This is a genomic window from Mesorhizobium sp. M8A.F.Ca.ET.207.01.1.1, assembly GCF_004794715.1.
Lineage (GTDB): Bacteria > Pseudomonadota > Alphaproteobacteria > Rhizobiales > Rhizobiaceae > Mesorhizobium.
On record NZ_SRUS01000009.1, the window covers coordinates 166,349 to 186,408 of the forward strand.

Annotated in this window: 17 protein-coding genes and 1 riboswitch; of the genes, 10 read left to right on the plus strand and 7 right to left on the minus strand. The window is 64.2% G+C overall.

The window, feature by feature from the left end; genetic code table 11:
• Positions 1–94 precede the first annotated feature (94 nt).
• The 7 genes from EN850_RS36475 to EN850_RS25275 all read left to right on the plus strand — a co-directional run bounded on the left by EN850_RS36475 (position 95) and on the right by EN850_RS25275 (position 8,346).
• Positions 95–253 carry a hypothetical protein gene (locus EN850_RS36475; RefSeq protein WP_167531411.1) on the plus strand — a complete coding sequence of 53 codons (159 nt, stop codon included), beginning with the start codon at positions 95–97 and terminating at the stop codon, positions 251–253.
• A 23-nt stretch (positions 254–276) separates the two neighbouring features.
• Positions 277–1,461 carry an acetyl-CoA C-acetyltransferase gene (locus EN850_RS25250; RefSeq protein WP_136092505.1) on the plus strand — a complete coding sequence of 395 codons (1,185 nt, stop codon included), beginning with the start codon at positions 277–279 and terminating at the stop codon, positions 1,459–1,461.
• A 122-nt stretch (positions 1,462–1,583) separates the two neighbouring features.
• A complete protein-coding gene (phbB, locus tag EN850_RS25255) occupies positions 1,584–2,309 on the plus strand; it encodes an acetoacetyl-CoA reductase (RefSeq protein WP_127277284.1) in 726 nt (241 codons plus the stop codon).
• Positions 2,310–3,034: 725 nt separating this feature from the next.
• Entirely contained in the window at positions 3,035–6,421 is a 3,387-nt protein-coding gene (locus tag EN850_RS25260) for a helicase-related protein (RefSeq protein ID WP_136092506.1), read from the plus strand.
• A 13-nt stretch (positions 6,422–6,434) separates the two neighbouring features.
• Positions 6,435–6,821 (plus strand): RNA-binding S4 domain-containing protein, encoded by a 387-nt coding sequence (locus EN850_RS25265; protein WP_127279399.1) that lies wholly within the window; start codon positions 6,435–6,437, stop codon positions 6,819–6,821.
• Between the two features lie 235 nt (positions 6,822–7,056).
• Positions 7,057–7,395: a ferredoxin FdxA gene (fdxA, locus tag EN850_RS25270; RefSeq protein WP_095089463.1), complete on the plus strand. Its 339-nt coding sequence runs from the start codon at positions 7,057–7,059 to the stop codon at positions 7,393–7,395.
• A 369-nt stretch (positions 7,396–7,764) separates the two neighbouring features.
• Positions 7,765–8,346 (plus strand): CarD family transcriptional regulator, encoded by a 582-nt coding sequence (locus EN850_RS25275; protein ID WP_006327799.1) that lies wholly within the window; start codon positions 7,765–7,767, stop codon positions 8,344–8,346.
• A gap of 79 nt (positions 8,347–8,425) precedes the next feature.
• Here EN850_RS25275 and EN850_RS25280 read toward each other — a convergent pair whose 3' ends face one another.
• The 3 genes from EN850_RS25280 to EN850_RS25290 form a co-directional block, all read right to left on the minus strand.
• Complete coding sequence (locus EN850_RS25280; RefSeq protein WP_135882174.1) at positions 8,426–9,196, minus strand: amino acid ABC transporter ATP-binding protein; 771 nt, start codon at positions 9,194–9,196, stop codon at positions 8,426–8,428.
• Positions 9,193–9,873: an amino acid ABC transporter permease gene (locus tag EN850_RS25285; protein WP_136092507.1), complete on the minus strand. Its 681-nt coding sequence runs from the start codon at positions 9,871–9,873 to the stop codon at positions 9,193–9,195. Before EN850_RS25285 ends, EN850_RS25280 begins: the two co-directional genes overlap by 4 nt.
• A gap of 137 nt (positions 9,874–10,010) precedes the next feature.
• Entirely contained in the window at positions 10,011–10,784 is a 774-nt protein-coding gene (locus EN850_RS25290; RefSeq protein WP_135863173.1) for an amino acid ABC transporter substrate-binding protein, read from the minus strand.
• Between the two features lie 312 nt (positions 10,785–11,096).
• Here EN850_RS25290 and EN850_RS25295 point away from each other — a divergent pair, with 312 nt between their 5' ends.
• Positions 11,097–11,960 (plus strand): RNA polymerase factor sigma-32, encoded by an 864-nt coding sequence (locus EN850_RS25295; protein ID WP_127279395.1) that lies wholly within the window; start codon positions 11,097–11,099, stop codon positions 11,958–11,960.
• Between the two features lie 15 nt (positions 11,961–11,975).
• Here the strand turns inward: EN850_RS25295 and EN850_RS25300 are convergent, their stop codons facing one another.
• The 4 genes from EN850_RS25300 to thiB all read right to left on the minus strand — a co-directional run bounded on the left by EN850_RS25300 (position 11,976) and on the right by thiB (position 17,288).
• The gene (locus tag EN850_RS25300) at positions 11,976–13,445 is read right to left on the minus strand and encodes a M48 family metalloprotease (protein ID WP_023784820.1); all 1,470 of its coding nucleotides are present in this window, start codon (positions 13,443–13,445) and stop codon (positions 11,976–11,978) included.
• 231 nt (positions 13,446–13,676) lie between these two features.
• Complete coding sequence (gene thiQ, locus EN850_RS25305) at positions 13,677–14,453, minus strand: thiamine ABC transporter ATP-binding protein (protein ID WP_136092508.1); 777 nt, start codon at positions 14,451–14,453, stop codon at positions 13,677–13,679.
• Entirely contained in the window at positions 14,446–16,065 is a 1,620-nt protein-coding gene (gene thiP, locus EN850_RS25310; protein ID WP_136092509.1) for a thiamine/thiamine pyrophosphate ABC transporter permease, read from the minus strand. Before thiP ends, thiQ begins: the two co-directional genes overlap by 8 nt.
• Positions 16,066–16,289: 224 nt before the next feature.
• Positions 16,290–17,288 carry a thiamine ABC transporter substrate binding subunit gene (thiB, locus tag EN850_RS25315; RefSeq protein ID WP_135919945.1) on the minus strand — a complete coding sequence of 333 codons (999 nt, stop codon included), beginning with the start codon at positions 17,286–17,288 and terminating at the stop codon, positions 16,290–16,292.
• Between the two features lie 43 nt (positions 17,289–17,331).
• Positions 17,332–17,446: riboswitch (TPP riboswitch) on the minus strand.
• Positions 17,447–17,532: 86 nt separating this feature from the next.
• On the opposite strand from thiB, the gene EN850_RS25320 reads away from it, so the two are divergent.
• A complete protein-coding gene (locus tag EN850_RS25320) occupies positions 17,533–18,177 on the plus strand; it encodes a thiamine diphosphokinase (protein WP_136092510.1) in 645 nt (214 codons plus the stop codon).
• Between the two features lies 1 nt (position 18,178).
• The gene (locus EN850_RS25325) at positions 18,179–19,996 is read left to right on the plus strand and encodes an ABC-F family ATP-binding cassette domain-containing protein (protein ID WP_136092511.1); all 1,818 of its coding nucleotides are present in this window, start codon (positions 18,179–18,181) and stop codon (positions 19,994–19,996) included.
• The last annotated feature ends 64 nt before the right edge of the window (positions 19,997–20,060 follow it).

The window sequence follows — 20,060 nt, forward strand, 5'->3', positions numbered from 1 at the left end:
CCTGAGTAAGCAGCCGGTAACGATTGCGCCCTTTTTGAGGATATGCGCAAAAGCCCCACAATTCCAAGCAGTTTGTGCACTGCGGGAGCATATTATGCTGCATAGCGGGCAAAATATGCTGCGCAGCAGCGCCCGGTCCGCCGGCACGGCGATGCGCGACCTGCTTGCGGCGCATGGGCGCCATGCCGATTTCCGGTTTGACTTGGGTCATGGAAAGGGCAAGAAAAGTTGCCAACAATGCCTGAAAACATGACAGCTCGAAGTCTGGAGAAGAATATGTCCTCTGCCAATTCCATCGTTGTCGCCAGTGCCGCACGCACGGCCGTCGGCTCCTTCAACGGTGCTTTCGCGGCCACGCCGGCGCATGAACTCGGTGCTGTCGTCATCAAGGAGCTTTTGTCACGTACGGGCGTCGAGGCGGCCGAGGTGGACGAGGTCATCCTCGGCCAGGTGCTGACCGCGGCGCAAGGCCAAAACCCGGCCCGCCAGGCCTCGATCCTTGCCGGCCTGCCCAAGGAAACCACCGCCTGGGGCCTCAACCAGGTTTGCGGCTCGGGTCTGCGCGCCATCGCGCTCGGCATGCAGCAGATCGCCACCGGCGACGCCAAGGTGATCATCGCCGGCGGCCAGGAATCGATGTCGCTGTCGCCGCACGCCGAGCATCTGCGCGCCGGCGTCAAGATGGGCGACTACAAGATGATCGACACCATGATCAAGGACGGGCTGTGGGACGCCTTCAACGGCTACCACATGGGCAACACCGCCGAGAACGTCGCCCGCCAGTTCCAGATCACCCGCGACGACCAGGACCAGTTCGCGCTGGGCTCGCAGAACAAGGCCGAGGCCGCGCAGAAGGCCGGCAAGTTCAAGGACGAGATCGTCGCCTTCACCATCAAGGGCAAGAAGGGCGATACGGTCGTCGATCAGGATGAGTACATCCGCCACGGCGCCACGATCGATGCCATGACCAAGCTGAAGCCGGCCTTCGACAAAGACGGCACAGTGACGGCCGCCAACGCCTCCGGCATCAATGATGGTGCCGCCGGCGCGCTGCTGATGAGCGAAGCGGAAGCCGCCCGGCGCGGCATCACCCCGCTCGCGCGTATCGTGTCCTGGGCAACCGCCGGCGTCGATCCGGCGATCATGGGCACCGGACCTATTCCCGCTTCGAAGCGCGCTCTGGAAAAGGCAGGCTGGTCGGTCGGCGATCTGGACCTGGTCGAGGCTAACGAGGCTTTCGCCGCGCAGGCCTGCGCCGTCAACAAGGGCATGGGCTGGGACCCCTCGATCGTCAACGTCAATGGCGGCGCCATCGCCATCGGCCATCCGATCGGCGCCTCGGGCGCCCGCGTCTTCAACACGCTGGTCTTCGAGATGCGTCGCCGCGGCGCCAGGAAGGGGTTGGCCACCCTATGCATCGGCGGCGGCATGGGCGTCGCCATGTGCGTCGAAGCCATCTGAACAAGCCAATAGCGAACAGGAGTAGCGAATAAGGAAGAACGGCCTCAGCGCGGCGGGACATCAAACCCTATTCGCTATTGGCTACTCCCTATTCGCTCCTCCGACCAAAGGGAGGAGAACACATGACCAAGGTTGCAATCGTCACGGGTGGATCGCGCGGTATCGGCGCTGCCATCTCGATCGCTTTGAAGACTGCCGGCTATTCGGTTGCCGCGAACTATGCCGGCAATGACGATGCGGCGGCGAAATTCAAGGCCGAGACCGGCATTCCGGTCTACAAATGGTCCGTCGCCGATTATGACGCTTGCGCCGCCGGCATCAAGCAGATCGAGGCCGACCTCGGCCCTGTCTCGGTACTGGTCAACAACGCCGGCATCACCCGCGACGCCATGTTCCACAAGATAACGCGCGAGCAGTGGAAAGAGGTGATCGACACCAATCTGTCCGGTGTCTTCAACATGACCCATCCGCTGTGGAGCGGCATGCGCGACCGCAAGTTCGGCCGCGTCATCACCATCTCCTCGATCAACGGCCAGAAGGGCCAGGCCGGCCAGGTCAATTACTCCGCTGCCAAGGCCGGCGACATCGGCTTCTCGAAAGCGCTCGCCCAGGAAGGCGCCCGCGCCGGCATCACCGTCAACGTCATCTGCCCGGGCTACATCGCCACCGAGATGGTCAAGGCGATCGACGAGAAAGTGCTCAACGAGCGCATCATCCCGCAAATCCCGGTCGGCCGCCTCGGCGAGCCGGAAGAGATCGCGCGCTGCGTCGTCTTCCTCGCTTCCGAGGATGCCGGTTTCATCACCGGCTCGACCCTCACCGCCAATGGCGGCCAGTACTTCGTCTAGGCATTGATTTTCGCCTGCCCACCAACCAGCGGCCTTGACGGGCGAAAACGGACCGGGAAACCGGTCCGTTTTCAAGTGATGCTCTGGGCCTAAAACGCCTCGCTACGAGCGGCTGCCCCAATCCGGCACGCAAAGGTTAATGACGGCAGCGCGCCTGCGCGAAACCTGTGGGCAAGCCTGTGGATTCTCGGTGGATAAGCTGTTCACAACACAAGATATTGGGGGAACAAAAAGGGAAAATAGCGCTGACGCTGTTTTGTCGCCGATTCGTTCCGGCTTTGAGCGGAAGTTAACATTAATAGGCCGAGATCACCCATAGTTTCTTAACCCACAATTCAGAAAGATTAACAATTTCATAATCTTGAGCAGTGCGCATCGAGCCCCCGACCTCGTTCACAGGCGAAAGTTAACAGAGAGGTTCGCCTAGCATAAAACGGGCCAGTTTTCTGATTCAGCATGTGGTGAGACTCATGGTCGCAAAATCCATATCTAGCCGTGAACAAAAGCTGAATCTGACGGAGTCACCGATTCGTCGCTGATTCGTTCCAGACTCGTTCCAACTGTTAAGCAGGAACTGATTTGCGGGCTGACACGGGCGTCTTCGGAACCCGGGCGGAACATTCCGCTTTCGCTTCGCGCCCGAAATCCCTATGTGTCGGCTGTCATACGCGCCGTCCAGGCACGCTCCCGACAACGAGAGGCCAGAAAGCCTTATTTCCGAGCCGATGAACATCCAGCAGAAACATACCGAGCCGCTGATCCTGTCGGGCCGCGACGTGACCGCCGTGCTTGGGCCGACCAACACGGGCAAGACCCATCTCGCCATCGAGCGCATGGTGGCGCACGAAACCGGCGTCATCGGCCTGCCGCTGAGGCTGCTGGCCCGGGAGGTCTACACACGCGTCTGCGAAAAGGTGGGCGCCCACAAGGTGGCGCTCATCACCGGCGAGGAGAAGATCCAGCCGCCGGGCGCCAAATATTCGGTCTGCACCGTCGAAGCCATGCCGCGCGAGACCGACGCCGCGTTCGTCGCCATCGACGAGGTGCAACTGGCCGGCGACCTCGAGCGCGGCCATATCTTCACCGACCGTATCCTGCACCTGCGCGGCCGCCAGGAAACGCTGCTGCTCGGCGCGGCCACCATGCACGGCATCCTCCAGCGGCTGCTGAAAGGCGTCTCGGTGGTGACGCGGCCGCGCCTGTCGCATCTGGCTTATGCCGGTTCCAAGAAACTGACGCGCCTGCCACGGCGCACCGCGATCGTCGCCTTCTCCGCCGACGAGGTCTACGCCATCGCCGAGCTGATCCGGCGCCAGCAGGGCGGTGCGGCGGTGGTTCTGGGCGCGCTGTCGCCTCGCACCCGCAATGCCCAGGTGGCGCTGTTCCAGTCGGGCGATGTCGACTATCTCATTGCCACCGACGCGATCGGCATGGGTCTCAACCTCGACCTCGACCATGTCGCCTTTGCCCAGAACCGCAAGTTCGACGGCTACCAGTACCGCAATTTGACGGCGGCCGAACTCGGCCAGATCGCCGGCCGCGCCGGCCGGCATCTGCGCGACGGCACGTTCGGAGTCACCGGGCAGGTTGACCCGCTGGACGAGGATCTGGTCCAGAAGATCGAGAGCCATGACTTCGACCCGGTGAAGGTGCTGCAGTGGCGCACCGCCCAATTCGATTTCGCCAGCCTCGATACGCTGAAGCGCTCGATCGAAACCAACGCCCCGGTCGAGGGCCTGACGCGCGCCCTTCCGGCCGTCGATGCCCAGGCGCTCGAACATCTCTCCCGCGACGAAGGCATCCGCGCGCTCGCAACCAATGCCAAGCGCGTGGCGTTGCTGTGGGAAGCCTGCGCGCTGCCGGATTATCGCAAGATTGCGCCCGCCCAGCATGCCGACCTCATCGCCTCGATTTACATGGACCTCGCCCGGCATGGCCATGTCGACGAGAACTATATGGCCGAGCAGGTGCGCCGCGCCGACACCACCGAGGGCGATATCGACACGCTGTCGCACCGCATCGCCCAGATCCGCACCTGGACATTCGTGTCGAACCGGCCCGGCTGGCTGGCCGATCAGGCACACTGGCAGGAAAAGACGCGCGAAATCGAAGACAGATTGTCGGATGCGCTGCATGAGCGGTTGACGAAACGCTTCGTAGACCGCAGGACTTCCGTCCTCATGCGGCGCCTTAGAGAAAATACCATGCCTGAAGCCGAAATCAGTCCTACCGGAACCGTCCTTGTCGAAGGCCATCACGTCGGCGAGTTACAAGGGTTCCGCTTCACCGCCGACCAGACCGCCGGCGGCGAAGACGCCAAGGCCGTGCGCACGGCCGCGCAAAAGGCGCTGGCCGCCGAATTCGATGCACGCGCGGAGCGCTTCGGTGCCTGCGCCAATGGCGATCTAGCGCTCGGTTCGGACGGCACGCTGCGCTGGATCGGCGCGCCGATCGGCACGCTGGTTTCGGGCGAGGACGCGCTGAAGCCGCGCCTGGTGCTGCTGGCCGACGAACAGCTCACCGGCCCGGCGCGCGACAAGGTCGCCGCGCGCGCCGAGCGCTTCGTCAATTTCCAGATCGAATCCCTGCTGAAGCCGCTGGTCGACTTGAAAAATGCCGATCAGATTTCCGGTATCGGCCGCGGCATCGCCTTCCAGCTGGTCGAGAATTTCGGCCTCATCAATCGCCGCGACATCGCCGAGGAGATGAAGTCGCTCGACCAGGAAGGCCGCGCGGCGCTTCGCCGGCTCGGCGTGCGCTTCGGTGCCTACCACGTCTTCGTGCCGGCGCTGATCAAACCGGCGCCCGCCGGACTGGTGACCTTACTGTGGGCGCTGAAGAACGACGGCAAGGACAAGCCCGGCTTCGGCGACGTCGTCCATGCGCTGGCATCGGGCCGCACCTCGGTGGTGATCGATCCGGCCTTCGACAAGGCGTTCTACAAGCTTGCCGGCTACCGCAATCTCGGCCGCCGCGCCGTTCGCATCGACATTCTGGAGCGGCTGGCTGACCTGATCCGCCCGGCGACCAACTGGAAGCCCGGCCTCGGCCAGCGACCGGACGGCGCCTATGACGGCCAGTCCTTCATGGTGACGCCGCCAATGATGTCGATCCTCGGCGCCACCGCCGACGACATGGAAGAGATTCTCAAGGGTCTCGGCTATCGCGCCGAGCCGAAGCCGGCGGCGGACGTCAAGGCGCGGCTGGAAGCGCAGGATACTGCCGCGCGGGAAGCCGCCGCGGCCAAGCAGGCAGCCGCGGAGGCAGCCCGCGCGGAACAGGCCAAGGCGGCGGAAGAGGCGGCAGCGCCAGCCGCCGAAGGATCGGAACCGGTGCCGGATGCGGCAGCCGCCGCGGCGATGGAGGTTGCGGCCGAAATCGCGGCAGACGCGCCGACGGAAGCTGCCGTGCAAGAGCAGGCGGAAGCCACGGCTGACGTTGCAGGGGGCGAAGAGGCGCCTGTGGCCGAAGCCGCCGTTGAACCCGTCGAGCCGGCGCCGGTTGAGTCGCGGGCCGAAGCTGAGACTGCCGAGATTGACGCCGCGCCCCCAGAAGAGGGCGCCGCGGCGGCGGAGCCGGCCGTCGGGGCCTCCGCGCCGACGGAAGCCGCCGAACCCGTTGCGGTGGCGCAAGCCGTCGGCGAAACGGTGCCGGAAGCCGAAGCGCCAAAGCCGATCCTGTTGTGGCGCCAAGGCCGCTTTGACCAGCGTCCGCGTCATCGCGACGGCCGCAACAACCGCCCGCAAAACGGACAAGCGCGTGGCCGAGGCAACGCGTCGGCCGATGCCGGCGGCGCACCGGCAACAGGCACGCCCACGGACCGTCCCGCCCATGAAGGACGCCGCGACGGCGCCGGCAAGCCGCGCTTCGACCGCTCGAAGTTCAAGCCCAAGCCGCAAGGTGACGGCGAGCAGCGCCGCGATGGCCGCCCGCAAGGCGATCGTCCCGAGCGCCGTGAAGGCCGCCCGGACTGGAAGGGCGGCAGGCCGGAAGGCAAGGGGGGCGGAAAGCCCGCCTTCCAACCCAAGCCGCGCGAGGAGCGCCCGGTGCGCTTCGATCCCGATTCCCCCTTCGCCAAGCTCGCCGCCTTGCGCGACCAACTAAAGAAGTAGGCTCGGCGCTTCGATGGTTGCTGAAGGCCGCCAGCGCATCGACAAATGGCTGTTCTTTTCGCGTGCGGTGAAATCGCGCTCGCTGGCGGCTAAATTGGTGGTCGCCGGCCGCGTGCGCATCAATCGCGACAAAGCAGCGCAGGCATCCGATCTGGTCAAGCCGGGCGACGTGCTGACCATCACGCTCGACCGGCGTATCTTCGTCTGGAAGGTGCTCGGCGCCGGAGTGCGGCGCGGCCCGGCCGAGGAAGCCCGCACTCTTTATGAAGACATGTCGCCGCCGCCCGCACCCAAGGCTGACGCCCTTCCCGATGCCATCCCGGCGTTGCGGGAGGCAGGCAGCGGCCGCCCGACCAAAAAAGAGCGCCGCCAGACCGACCGATTGCTCGACGAAGATTGAGCCGTTCGACCGACCGCGGAGGAGCGTTGCCCGAGGGCAGCGACAAACAAAAAGCAGAACCGGGAGCGGCAAACAGGACGGCCGGTGGGGCATGCCGGGCCTTCGCGGCGCCGCCCACTTGGAATTCCATTCCCAAACCCTGATGCCCCTGGGAACGGCCACCCTTGCAAGCAGCCGATAAAGGCGTTACCTCACAAAAAAAGCCAACAAAAACGGGACATCCCGGAGCCGACCGATGACCTATGTCGTGACCGACAACTGCATCAAATGCAAATATATGGACTGCATCGAGGTCTGTCCGGTCGACTGTTTCTACGAAGGCGAGAACATGCTCGTCATCCATCCCGACGAGTGCATCGACTGCGGCGTCTGCGAACCGGAATGCCCGGCCGACGCGATCAAGCCCGACACCGAGTCCGGCCTTGACAAATGGCTGCAGATCAACACCGAATATGCCGAGAAATGGCCGAACATCACCGCCAAGAAGGAGCCGCCGGCCGACGCCAAGAGCTTCGACGGTGAGGCCGGCAAGTTCGAGAAATACTTCTCCGCCGAGCCCGGCGAAGGCGATTGACAACACCGCCGTAAAGGCTTGTATGACGTAGCGCAACAAGCACGTCGGATTAACCGCCTTGACAGGCGGCGATTGGTTGTGGCCTTCGCTTACGCAGCAAAACCTTGATTCTTCCGACTTTTTGTGTTACATCAGCGAAACATGCCGGTGACACAACGTCGATTTATGGCGCAGACGCCCCAAATCACTGAAAGGTGAAAATCCCATTCCGGACCAGAGCGATCTGGGCCAGGCGGTCGCAATTCGTGCGGTTTGCCGGTCCCGGCTTTTCCGGTGGGTTCATCTGTTGTGCGGCTAATGATCGGTGACCCCGATCACGTGAGTTCAGCCGGCACCGCCGCCGGCCCACAACAAGGAGTTCAGGGCGTAATGGCAACGATCACCCCGCAGAAGAAGTCCACGGCCGCGCGTCACGGTTTCAAGACCGGCGAGTACATCGTCTATCCGGCGCATGGCGTCGGCCAGATCGTCTCGATCGACGAGCAGGAAGTGGCTGGCCACAAGCTGGAACTGTTCGTCATCGACTTCCAGAAGGACAAGATGCGGCTCAAGGTGCCGGTCGCCAAGGCGACCTCCATCGGCATGCGCAAGCTGTCGGAAGAGGATTATGTCGAGCGCGCGCTGAAGGTCGTGCAGGGTCGCGCCCGCGTCAAGCGCACCATGTGGTCGCGCCGTGCCCAGGAATATGATGCCAAGATCAATTCGGGCGACTTGATCTCGATCTCGGAAGTCGTGCGCGACCTCTACCGCGCCGACAACCAGCCGGAGCAGTCCTATTCCGAACGCCAGCTCTATGAAGCGGCGCTCGACCGCATGGCCCGCGAGATCGCGGCTGTCAACCGCATGTCGGAAACCGAAGCCGTGCGCCTGATCGAGGTCAATCTCAACAAGGGCCCCAAGCGTGGCGCCAAGGCCGACAATGAGGAAGCCGAGCAGGAAGAGGCTGCCTGAGCTTTTCGCTTTCGAGTTAACGAAAAACCCGGCCTCGTGCCGGGTTTTTTGTCTTTAAGATTGCCGGAGATTGCCGCGTCTATGCGCCGGCCTCCTTCTCCGCCGCCTCCTGCTTCAGCGTGGCGATGAACCGCTTTGTCCTTTCGCGCTCCGGATTGCCGAACAGCGTGGCGGATGGCCCCTGCTCGACAATGACGCCGGCATCGAGGAACACCGCTTCCTGGGCGATCTTGGAAGCCAGGCGCAAATCATGCGTCGCTATCACCATGGTCGTTCCCTCGCTGGCGAGCTGGCTAAGCACATCGACCACCTCCTGCGCCAATTCCGGGTCGAGTGCCGAAGTCGGTTCGTCGCACAGCAGCACCTTGGGCGACGGCGCCAGCGCCCGGGCGATCGCCACGCGCTGTTGCTGGCCACCCGACAGCGTCGCCGGCCAGGCATCCGCCTTGTGGGCCATGCCGACCTTCTCCAGCAGCGCGAGCGCCCGTTCATGTGCCCTCTGGGGCGACCATTTGAGCACCGTGACCAAACCTTCCATGACATTTTCGATAGCGGTGCGATGCGGAAACAGCTGGAAATTTTGGAACACCATGCCGGTCTGCAGGCGCAGACGCCTTATGTCCGCCGCCGGCACCTTTCCGCCCGGGCGGAACTCGAGCATCTCGTCGCCGATCCGCACCGTGCCCGAGGTCGGGATCTCCAGGAGGTTGATGCAGCGCAGCAGCGTGCTTTTTCCCCCACCCGAAGGACCGACAAGGGCTGTGACGCTGCCCTCGGCGATGGCAACCGTCACCCCTTTCAGCACGAGATTTTCGCCGAAGCGTTTTTCGATGTTGGTGAGGCCGATCATGAGCGTGCCTCCAGGAAGCCGCCATAGCGGTTGAGCCGCTCCTCCAGCCGCGTCTGCAAGGCCGACAGCACCGAACTCATCGCCAGATAGAGGATCGCAGCCTCGACATAGAGGATGAGCGGCTCATAGGTGGTGGCAACGATACGCTGCGCTGCCTGGAACATCTCCGGCACGGTGATGGCGGCGGCCAGCGACGTGTCCTTGACCAGCGAGATGAAAGTGTTGGAGAGCGGCGGCACCGCCACCCGGCCGGCTTGCGGCAGGATGGTGCGCCGCATCGCCTGGCCCCAGGTCATGCCGATCGAGTAGCCGGCCTCCCACTGGCCTTTCGGCACCGAGCCTATCGCCGCGCGGATGATTTCCGACGTGTAGGCGCCGATGTTGAGGGTGAAGCCGATCAGCGCCGCGGTAAAGGCATCGAGCAGGATGCCGACCGAAGGCAGGCCGTAGAAGATCAGGAACAGCTGCACCAGCAGCGGCGTGCCGCGGAAGATCCAGACATAGAAGCGCACGAGCGCCACCAGCGGCTTCGGGCCGAACAGCCGGCCGAGCGCCGCGCCCAACCCCACCGTCAGGCCGAGCACGAAGGACAGCAGCGTCAGCGGCACGGTGAAGATCAACGCTGCCCACAGCAGCGAGGGCAGCGACTCCAGCATCAGTTGCAGCCAGTGCGGCACGAAAAATCCTCCGGAATGAACAAGCGGCGTCATCGAAGCGCGAATGCGTCAGCCATATCACGACAAAAGCGGCGAGCCGTCAAAAACGGCTCGCCGCTGGATGGGCCGCGGGGCGACGACCGGCCCCGCTTTATGAATTACTTCGACACGTCCTGGCCGAAATAGGTGTCGGCGATCTTCTGATAGGTACCGTCGGCCTTGATGTCGGCCAGCGCCTTGTTGATGGCCGCGACCAGCTCCGGATCGCCCTTGCGCACGATGACGCCGGAATAATCGGCATTCTCTTCCTGGGCGGCGATCTTCACATTGGCGTCGGGCTTGTGCTTCTTGAAGTCGAGGAACGACAGGCTGTCATTGATGGTGGCGTCGGCGCGGCCGGTCAAAAGCAGCTGGATCGACTGGTCGAAGCCGTCGGTGCCGACCAGTTCGGCGCCATTCGACTCGGCCAGCTTGCCGAAATTGGAGGTCAGCGACTGCGCCGACTTCTTGCCCTTGAGATCGGCGAAGGTCTTGATGTCGGTGTTGTCGCCGCGCACGATCAGCACCGCCTTGGAGGCGATGTAGGGATCGGAGAAATCGTACTTGGCCTTGCGGGCATCGGTGATGCCGACTTCGTTGATGACGGCGTCGTAGCGCTTGACATCGAGGCCGGCGATCAGGCCGTCCCACTTGCCCTCGAGGAACTGCGCCTTGACGCCAAGCTTGTCGGCGATCGCCTTGGCGATTTCGACGTCGAAGCCGACCAGCGCTCCGGATGCATCATGGTAGGTGAAAGGCGCGTAAGTGCCTTCCGTACCGACCTTGATGACGCCGGCCTGCTTGATCTCGTCGAGATTGGCGCCGGCATGGCCCGATGCGACCGCCAGGGCCTGCAGCGTTCCGGCGATGATGAGTGACTTGAGCCATTTCATTTTTCTGTGATCCCGTCCTTGGCCTGATGTCAGGCATGTTGTGAGGGCTGGAAAATGACAGATGCGGGTCGAAAAAATAAGGAATGAAATTTCAAAGAGGGCCAATTCCAGAAATCGAATACTCTAAAAGGAATTTCGCTGCAGCATTCAGAGTTCCGGGCAGCCGTGCCGAAATTGCCCGGATCTCATCGCTCGCCTGCCCGCGCCAGCGGAACCTTTCCCGCGCACGGCAGTTTTGGCTGTTCTAGGGCACGACGCCGTCATTTCAAGCCGGTGCCTGTCATCCGCATCGCCTGAGCCAGGGAGCGCCTTATGATGGAAGACACGGCAGGTCGGGTCATGGTCCGCGCGGCAATGAGGGCGCCCTACCTCGAGCGCGACGAGGAGCATCGGCTTGCATTGCTCTGGAAAGAAGACAACGACCAGAACGCATTGCACAGCATCACCGTTGCCCATATGCGGCTGGTCATTTCCATGGCCTCGAAATTCCGTCACTACGGCCTGCCGCTTGGCGACCTGATCCAGGAAGGTCATGTCGGCCTGCTCGAGGCCGCGGCTCGTTTCGAGCCTGAGCGTGAGGTACGGTTTTCGACCTACGCGACGTGGTGGATTCGCGCCTCGATGCAGGACTACATACTGCGCAACTGGTCGATCGTGCGCGGCGGCACCAGTTCGGCGCAAAAGGCCCTGTTCTTCAATCTCAGGCGCCTGCGTGCGCGCCTGGCGAACGGCGCCGAACCGCTCTCCAACACAACCCTCTACCGCGAGGTGTCGGTTGCGCTTGGTGTCTCCGAGGCCGATGTGGCGTTGATGGATTCACGCCTCTCGGCACCGGACTCCTCGCTCAACGTGCCGCTTGCCGATGATGCGGGTGCGACCGAGCGGATGGATTTCCTGGTCTCGGACGATCCCCTGCCCGACGAGATTGTCGGCGACAAGATCGACGTCGCGCGCCGCTCGCTTTGGCTGAGGGAGGCGCTTCAAGCTCTCAACGCCCGCGAACTCCGCATCATAGAGGAACGCCGGCTGACGGACGAGGGCGCCACGCTCGAGGCACTCGGCGAGACGCTCGGCATTTCCAAGGAACGCGTTCGCCAGATCGAGGCCCGCGCCATGGAAAAGCTCAAGGTCGCGCTGGTGAAGCAGAATCCCGAATTCATGGCGACCGCCGCCTGATTCGCGCAATGGGCGCTACTTGTCGGTGACGATCTTGACCTTGTCGCCGGCCGAAACCGCGGCCCCCGGCGACAACGCGTTGAGCACGCGGAACAGGTCGAGCTTGCGGTCGACGCCCACCATCTGCGCGGCAAGCGAGCCCATGGTCTGTCCCGGCTGTACCGTAAGCACACGGATATGCAGTGGCTTCAGGGCCGCCTTTTCGGCGGGACTGAGAATGCGGAAGGAGCCGCTGACCGAGCGCGCCACCGTTTCCAGCGAGGTGCTGGCCGAGGGCGCCGCGGTCAGCAATCGGTAAACCTGGCCGCCGGCGCGGATCACCGCGATATCGAACTGCCAGCCTTCGGCGCCGGCATGCGCGGTCGCCGCCTCATTGCCGTTGATGGTTTCCTGCTTGACAGTGCTGTCGTCGAGGCCAGCCACCCAGCCGCTTCTGATATAGTCGGTCAAGGCGCGGTTCTTGTCGATCGAAACGCCATCGAAGCGGATCGCTATGTCGCCAGGACCGGTCGCCGTCACCGCTGCCGCCGAATTGTCGATGATGAAACCGTCCGGCACCGTGAACGACACGCCGAGGCCCGGATGCAGGAAGGTCTCGCCGCGCACATAGCCTTCTTCCGGCGTGTCGCCGTAAAGCAGGCCGTCTATGCCGGCGAGGAAGGAATCGCGGTCGCGCGTGCCGAAGCCGGGCGCGCCGAACTGGCGGGCGTGGCGCTGTGCCAGATCGATGCGCTGTGGCGTGTTGGGATGGGTGGCAAGGAAGTCGAGGCTGGCGTCGGTGGCGCCGCTGATCGAGCGGAAATCGGTGTAGGCCGACATCGACTGCAGGAACCGGCCGGCGGCATAGGGATCGTAGCCGGCTTCGCCGATCGACTTGATGCCGATGGCGTCCGCCTCCAGTTCCTGGTTGCGCGAGAACTGCGCCAACCTGAGCTTGCCGCGGATCAGTGCTGCCTTGGCGGTCGGGCTGTCGCCGAGCACATCCGAGACGACCTTGGTCGCAAGGCCTTCCTCGGCCTCCAACTGCTGGCGCTGCAGGCCATGATTGGCGGTGACGTGTCCCATTTCATGCGCGATGACGGCGGCGAGCTCGGATGAATCATTGGCCAGCGCCAAGAGGCCGCGCGTTATGTAGAGATAGCCGCCCGGCAGCGCGAAGGCGTTGACGTTGGGCGAATTGAGGATGGTGATGCGATAGGTCTGGGTCGGGTTGGCCGACACCACGGTCAAATTGCCGACCACCTTGGCGACCATGCGTTCGAGCTTGGGATCGGAATATTCGCCACCATAGGTCGCCAGGATGCGCGGATGCTGCGCCTTGGCGAGTTCGGCAAGCTTGTTGTTGGCGGCGACATTGTCCACCGTGATCGGCTTGTCGGACGGCTGGAAGCCGGATTCCTGGACCTCCGGAGGCGTGAACATCTGGCAGCTCGCCAGCGCCACGGCAAAGCCAGCCAGTGCCAGGAAGCGCGCCAGCGGGTTCATTCGTAGCCTGTCAACGCCGATCGCCAGAATGGCTTCCTTTCAGGTCCTTGCGCATGATCATGCCATGCGCAAAACAAACTGCTACAGCGTCCGTCACGCGCCCCTCGGGGCGGGCAGCAGATGCTGTAGGCAAATCACGGCCTGTGCCGGACGGTATCGAGCGGACCTAGCCACACTACTCCAGTCATGGCAAGCAAGCGCCACATCGCCTCGGGCCGGTTTGAGCGTAAATTATGTCCGCTTCCGGGCAATATCTCGTGATAAGGCATCCCCGGCACCCGCACCGATATAGCGCCGGAACGCCTCCGGACCAGCCCCGGCAAAGAAATCGTCCGCCGTGCCTGTGGCGGCGACGGCGCCATTGTCCAGAAACACCACCTTCTGGCCGATGCGGCGGGCATCCTGCGGCTGGTGCGTGACGAACAGTACCGTCATGCCACGCTCGGCATGAAGGCCGGCAACCAGGTCGAGCATGTCGTCGCGCAAGGCAGGCCCAAGCGAGGCGAAGGGTTCGTCGAGCAGCAGCACCGGGCGGTCACGCACCAGCACACGAGCCAGGGCGACGCGCTGGCGCTCACCGCCCGAAAGTTCGCGCGGCAGCCGCTTCTCCTTGCCGGCAAGACCGGTGCGCGCAAGGGCGCCCGCGATATCGGCGTGGTCGGTATCGGTCAGCCGCAACGATGGCGAACGGCCGAGCCCGACATTCTGCTCGACGGAAAGATGCGCGAAAAGATTGTTCTCCTGAAACACCATCGACACCGGACGCACGGCCGGCGGCTCACCACTGACATCGCCCCCGCCGATCAGCACGCGGCCGGATCTCGGCATCTCGAATCCGGCCACCAGATTGAGCAGCGTCGACTTTCCCGAACCGCTTGGCCCCATGATGGTAGTGATTTGCGTCGCGGTGAACTCGACATCGAAAGCGAACAATGCCTCGCCATAACTGAACGAGACCTTGTCCAGCCGCACCGGAACCCCTTTGCCGTCAGCCGCACCGTCAGACATCGCGGGCCATCCCCTTTCCCAGCCGGTCCGCTGCCAGCACCAGTACCAGGCAGACAAGGCCCAGCAACAACGCCAGGCCGGCGGCGTCCTGGGTGCGGTAGCTGCCCATGCGCGCCAGGAGAAGGTAGGGCAAGGTCTGTACGGAATCACTGCCGAACAGGGCGATGACGCCGAGATCGCCAAGCGACAGCGCCATGGCGAACGCGAAGGCGGTGGCGAGCGGCCGCCGCAGCGACGGCCAGTCGACCAGCTTCAGCCTTGCCCAGCCGGAAATGCCGAGCTGTGCGCAGAGCCGTTCGTGGCGCTCGCTTGCCGCATCATAGGCGGGGCGGATGGCGCGCAGCGCGAAAGGCATCGCCATGACAGCGTTGACGGTGACGACCATGAGCGGGGCGATGGCAAAGACGTCGCCGACGTGGCGCAACAGAAGGAACCAACCGGCGCCGACGACGATCGGCGGCACGACCAGCACAAAGCCGGCGCCGGTATCGGTGGCGTGTTCGAGCAGTGTCATTGGGCCGGAGCGGCGGTTCGATGCCAGCGCCCGCCGCGCCATTGTCAATGCCAACGAGAGCATCACCGAAAGCAGCGCCGAAAGGAAGCCGAGCACGGCGCTGGTGAGTGTCGCCTGCCGGACAGCGGTCTCGCCGGCCAGCCGGTCGAGATCGGCGCTCAATCCGGCGATCACGGTCGCCGCCATCGGTCCCGCGACGAACAGCAGCGCCAATCCGATGAGCAAGGCATTCAGTGTGGCTTCGGTGCCGTTGACGGAGAGATAGCGGCGCGGCGCGACCGGCAGGTTGGTGTCGCCGACGACATTGGCGCCGAGCCGCGTCAGCGCCAGCACCACGATGAAGGTCAAGGCGATCTGCAGCAATGTCAGCGCGACAGCCCTCGCGGGATCGAAATCGAAGCGCAAGGCCTGATAGATGCCGACTTCGAGCGTCGTCGCGGCCGGCCCGCCGCCAAGCGTCAGCACGATGGTGAAGGATGTGATGCAGAGCATGAAAACGAGCCCGGCGACGCCGGGCATGGCGGCGCGCAGCGTTGGCCATTCGATCAACCGGAACGCCGGCCGCGCCGCCATGCCGAGCTGGCTCGCCAGCCGCCACTGGTCGGAGGGGATGGTCTGCAGCGCCTCGAGGAACAGGCGGGTGGCCAGTGGCAGGTTGAAGAAGACATGGGCGACGAGAATGCCGGAGAGGCCGTAGATGCCCGGCCAGCCCTGGCCGCCAACCCAGTTGAACAGGCCGGCGAAATAGCCGGCACGGCCATAAAGCGCCAGAATGCCGAGCGCCGCGACGATCGCCGGCAGCGCCAACGGCACGGCGAAGAGCTGCAGAATGAAGGCGCGGCCGAAAAACCGTGGATGCCGCGACAGCGCCCGCGCCACGAACAGGGCCGGCCCGACGGAGAGCAGCGTTGACAGGGCCGCCTGCCAGAGTGTGAAGCGCACGACGCGCAACAGATAAGGGTCGAAGGCCGCCCAGGCGCCGGAGAGGTCGTGTGCGCCTTCGACAAGCAGCCCGGCAAACGCGCCGCCGATCAAGAGCGCGATCGCCGCCAGCGCTACGCTGCCGGCGGTAATGCGGGGATCAGACGCGGGTTGCACGAAAGGCCTTTAACGTGCGTCGCGTTCCTTCGCGCCCCCCTCTGTCCCGTCGGACATCTCCTCCACGAGGGGGGAGATTAGCAGCTCCGGCGCCCAGCTCATTCCTGCAATGTTGGCGATTGGCGAAATCGCCGATGACAGCCAATCTCCCCCCAAGCGGGGGAGATGTCCGGCAGGACAGAGGGGGGCGCCGTAGAGCATTCATCTTCGGATCATACAGCCAACTACTTGCTCATCACCGCCAGCCATTCATCCACCCAGGCCTTGCGGTTGGCCGCGACCTCGTCCGGGCTGAACAGCAGGGTCTTGGTCGGCTTGACCAGTTTGTCGAAGGCTGGGTTGAGCGGCTTGTCGGTCTTGCCGGCCGGGAACATCCAGTTGGTCTCGGGGATGGCGTCCTGGAATTTCGGTCCGGTCATGAAGGCCATGAATTTTTCCGCCAGCGGGTTCTTGGCTCCGGTCGTGGTGATGCCGGCGACCTCGATCTGCAGATACTCGCCCTCTTCGAAAGACGCCGCCTGGTAACGCTCGGTGTTCTCGGCGACCATATGGTAGGCCGGGGAGGTGGTGTAGGAAAGCACCATCGGCGCCTCGCCCTTGGTGAACAGGCCATAGGCCTCGCTCCAGCCCGGCGTCACGGTCAGCACCTTGGTCTTGAGCTTGGCCCAGGCCTCCGGCGCCTTGTCGCCATAGACCGACTTCACCCAGAGCAGCAGGCCGAGTCCGGGCGTCGAGGTGCGCGGGTCCTGGATGACGATCTTGTCGTCGGCGCTGCCCTCGACCAGCTCCTTCAAGCTTTTCGGCGGCGACTTCAGCTTTTGCGTATCGTAGACGACGGCGAAATAGCCGTAGTCGAAGGGAACAAAAGTATCGTCGCTCCAGCCGCCCGGCACGTTGACATCGCTCACCGCGCCATGCGGCGCGAACAGGCCGGAGGCCTTGGCATCGGCGGTGAGATTGGTGTCGAGGCCGAGCACGATGTCGGCCTTGGTCGAAGCGCCTTCCAGCTTGACGCGGTTGAGCAGCGCCACGCCGTCGGCGACCGAGACGAACTCGACATCGCAGCCGCATTCGGCCTCGAATTCCTTCTTCACCACGGGGCCTGGACCCCAGTCGGCGGTGAAGCTCTCATAGGTGTAGACCGTGAGCTTGTCCTTGGCCAAGGCCGGCCCGGACAGCGTCACCGCCGTGGCTGCGATGAGAGAATATAAAAACGTGCGCATCGGCGCCTCCTTCGTTTGCGTTGAAAGGAATTGAGGCGTCGGACTGTCCGAAACGTCTAATCCCTCCGCCGGTACAAACCGGATCAGGTTCAGCGGGTTGGCGAGACTGCCTCTCAGCCGGCCCGCGAAATTCGCGTCCGGCACCCCGTTAGAGCGTTTCGACACATAGGCCCGGCGGGTGGGACACGCAAGTGGGAGTTTGCCGCCTTCCGTTTCCCGTGCCGGGCTGGTAAGGCGACGGGATATGAGCACATTCACCATCCTGCTTGGCGGCGATCTCCTCCGCACGCCCCGGCTCGACCGCCAGGTCGAAGGCTCGCGCGTGATCGCCGCCGACGCCGGCATCGGTCATGCGCGGATACTGGGCCTAGTGCCGGAATTGTGGGTCGGTGATTTCGATTCGGTTCCGGCCGATCTGCCCGCCCATCTCGCCGCCGTGCCCCAGCAAACCTTCCCGACGGAAAAGGACAAGACCGACGGCGAACTGGCGATCGCGGCCGCACTGGAGCGCGGCGCGACCCGCCTTGTGCTGGCGGGAGCCTTCGGCGGCAAGCGCGCCGATCACGCCTTTCTGCATCTGGCGCTTGGCCTGCGGCTGGCCGAGGCCGGAACGGATGTGCTTTTGACCAGCGGCGCCCAGGAGGGTGTCCCCTTGCTCAACGGCAGGGCCAGCTTCGATTATGCCGACGGCACGCTATTTTCTATTCTCGGCTTTTCCGAACTCTCCGGCCTGACCGTCACCGGCGCCAAATGGCCGCTCGACAAGGTCGAGGTGGTTTTCGGATCGTCGCTGACCATTTCCAACGAGGTCAAGGGCCGCCTCGACATCGCGCTCGGCCACGGCCGCGCGCTGCTGCTCGCCCATCCCTATCCATTGCCCGAAAGCTGACATGGCCCCGCCCCTTCTCAATCTCGACGGGATAAGACTGACTTTTGGCGGCACGCCGCTGCTCGATGGCGCCGCCCTGACCGCGTCGGCCGGCGACAAGATCGCGCTGGTCGGCCGCAACGGGTCCGGCAAGTCGACGCTGCTCAAGATCGCCGCCGGCCTGATCGAACCGCAGGACGGCGAGGTGTTCCGCCAGCCTTCGGCGACTGTCCGCTATCTGCCGCAAATGCCCGACATGGACGGCTTTGCCAATGTGCGGGCCTATGTCGAGGCCGGGCTCGGCCCGGCCGACGATCCCTACCGCGCCAGCTATCTGATGGAGCATCTCGGCCTGTCGGGCGAGGAGCGTCCGGCAGACCTGTCCGGCGGCGAGGCCAGGCGCGCCGCCCTTGCCCGCGTCATGGCGCCGGAGCCCGACATCCTGCTTCTTGATGAGCCGACTAACCATCTTGATCTGTCGGTGATCGAATGGCTGGAAGAGGAACTCGTCCGGACTTCCTCGGCGCTCATCGTGATCTCGCACGACCGCCGCTTCCTCGAGCGTGTGTCGCGTGCCACCGTCTGGCTCGACCGTGGCCAGACCCGCCGGTTGGACAAGGGCTTTGGCCATTTCGAGGAATGGCGCGACCTCGTGCTGGAGGAGGAAGAGCGCGAGCAGCACAAGCTCGGCCGCCAGATCGTGCGCGAGGAGCACTGGCTGCGCTACGGCGTGACGGCACGGCGCAAGCGCAACATGCGACGTCTCGGCGAACTGCAGACCATGCGCCAGCGCTTTCGCGGCCATCGCGGCGCCGAGGGCACCGCGACAATGGTGGCCAGCGACGCGGCCGAATCCGGCAAGCTGGTGATCGAGGCGAAAAACATAGAGAAGAGCTTTGGCGACCTCACCGTCGTCAAGGGGTTCTCGACCCGCATCCAGCGCGGCGACCGCGTCGGCCTCGTCGGACCGAACGGCGCCGGCAAGACGACGCTTCTGAAGATGCTGACCGGCGAATTGACGCCGGACGCTGGTTCGATACGGCTCGGCACGAATCTGGAGATCGCCACGCTCGACCAGAAGCGCGAGGCGGTCGACCCGCAGGAGACGCTGGCGCAATATCTCACCGACGGGCGCGGCGAGAACCTGGTCATCAATGGCGAGCAGCGCCATGTCGTCTCCTACATGAAGGATTTTCTGTTCAAGCCGGAGCAGGCGCGCACGCCGGTGCGCGAGCTGTCCGGCGGCGAGCGAGCGCGGCTGATCCTGGCGCGCGTGCTGGCGCGCCCGGCGAACCTGCTGGTACTTGATGAGCCGACCAACGATCTCGACATGGAGACGCTGGAACTGCTGCAGGAACTGGTCGCCGGGTTCGCCGGCACCGTCATCCTGGTCAGCCACGATCGCGATTTCCTCGACCGCACCGTCACCAGCGTCATCGCGCCGGACGGTGGTGGCCGCTGGATTGAATATGCCGGCGGCTATTCCGACATGCTGGCGCAGCGCGGCGGCACCCGGCTCGACGACCGCAAGGCGCGCGCCAAGGCCGACGCCGGCGACGCGCCGACCACCAAGGCAGAACCTGCCGTAGCAAAAGGGCCGGCCAAAAAACTGTCGTTCAAGCAGAAGTTCGCGCTGGACTCCTTGCCCAAGAAGGTCGAGGCCGTGACAGCGTCGATCTCGCGGCTGGAAAACAACATCTCCGACCCGGCCTATTACGAGCGCGACCCGGCCTCGTTCCAGAAGACCATCGCCGCCCTCGACAAGGAGCGCGCCACCTTGGCCGCATTGGAAGAGGAATGGCTGGAACTGGAGATGCTGCGGGAAGAGATGGAAGGGTAGGTTCCGCCCGCGATCGGGGCAGCTTGATTTTATTGCCTTCCATATCGGAATGCGCATATATTAT

What these genes read in the sequence shown, in the direction of transcription:
- EN850_RS36475 (WP_167531411.1), top strand. Translation starts at nt 95, where the DNA reads ATGCTGCATAGCGGGCAAAATATGCTGCGCAGCAGCGCCCGGTCCGCC.
- EN850_RS25250 (WP_136092505.1), top strand. Translation starts at nt 277, where the DNA reads ATGTCCTCTGCCAATTCCATCGTTGTCGCCAGTGCCGCACGCACGGCC.
- phbB (WP_127277284.1), top strand. Translation starts at nt 1,584, where the DNA reads ATGACCAAGGTTGCAATCGTCACGGGTGGATCGCGCGGTATCGGCGCT.
- EN850_RS25260 (WP_136092506.1), top strand. Translation starts at nt 3,035, where the DNA reads ATGAACATCCAGCAGAAACATACCGAGCCGCTGATCCTGTCGGGCCGC.
- EN850_RS25265 (WP_127279399.1), top strand. Translation starts at nt 6,435, where the DNA reads ATGGTTGCTGAAGGCCGCCAGCGCATCGACAAATGGCTGTTCTTTTCG.
- fdxA (WP_095089463.1), top strand. Translation starts at nt 7,057, where the DNA reads ATGACCTATGTCGTGACCGACAACTGCATCAAATGCAAATATATGGAC.
- EN850_RS25275 (WP_006327799.1), top strand. Translation starts at nt 7,765, where the DNA reads ATGGCAACGATCACCCCGCAGAAGAAGTCCACGGCCGCGCGTCACGGT.
- EN850_RS25280 (WP_135882174.1), bottom strand. Translation starts at nt 9,196, where the DNA reads ATGATCGGCCTCACCAACATCGAAAAACGCTTCGGCGAAAATCTCGTG.
- EN850_RS25290 (WP_135863173.1), bottom strand. Translation starts at nt 10,784, where the DNA reads ATGAAATGGCTCAAGTCACTCATCATCGCCGGAACGCTGCAGGCCCTG.
- EN850_RS25295 (WP_127279395.1), top strand. Translation starts at nt 11,097, where the DNA reads ATGATGGAAGACACGGCAGGTCGGGTCATGGTCCGCGCGGCAATGAGG.
- EN850_RS25300 (WP_023784820.1), bottom strand. Translation starts at nt 13,445, where the DNA reads ATGAACCCGCTGGCGCGCTTCCTGGCACTGGCTGGCTTTGCCGTGGCG.
- thiQ (WP_136092508.1), bottom strand. Translation starts at nt 14,453, where the DNA reads ATGTCTGACGGTGCGGCTGACGGCAAAGGGGTTCCGGTGCGGCTGGAC.
- thiB (WP_135919945.1), bottom strand. Translation starts at nt 17,288, where the DNA reads ATGCGCACGTTTTTATATTCTCTCATCGCAGCCACGGCGGTGACGCTG.
- EN850_RS25320 (WP_136092510.1), top strand. Translation starts at nt 17,533, where the DNA reads ATGAGCACATTCACCATCCTGCTTGGCGGCGATCTCCTCCGCACGCCC.
- EN850_RS25325 (WP_136092511.1), top strand. Translation starts at nt 18,179, where the DNA reads ATGGCCCCGCCCCTTCTCAATCTCGACGGGATAAGACTGACTTTTGGC.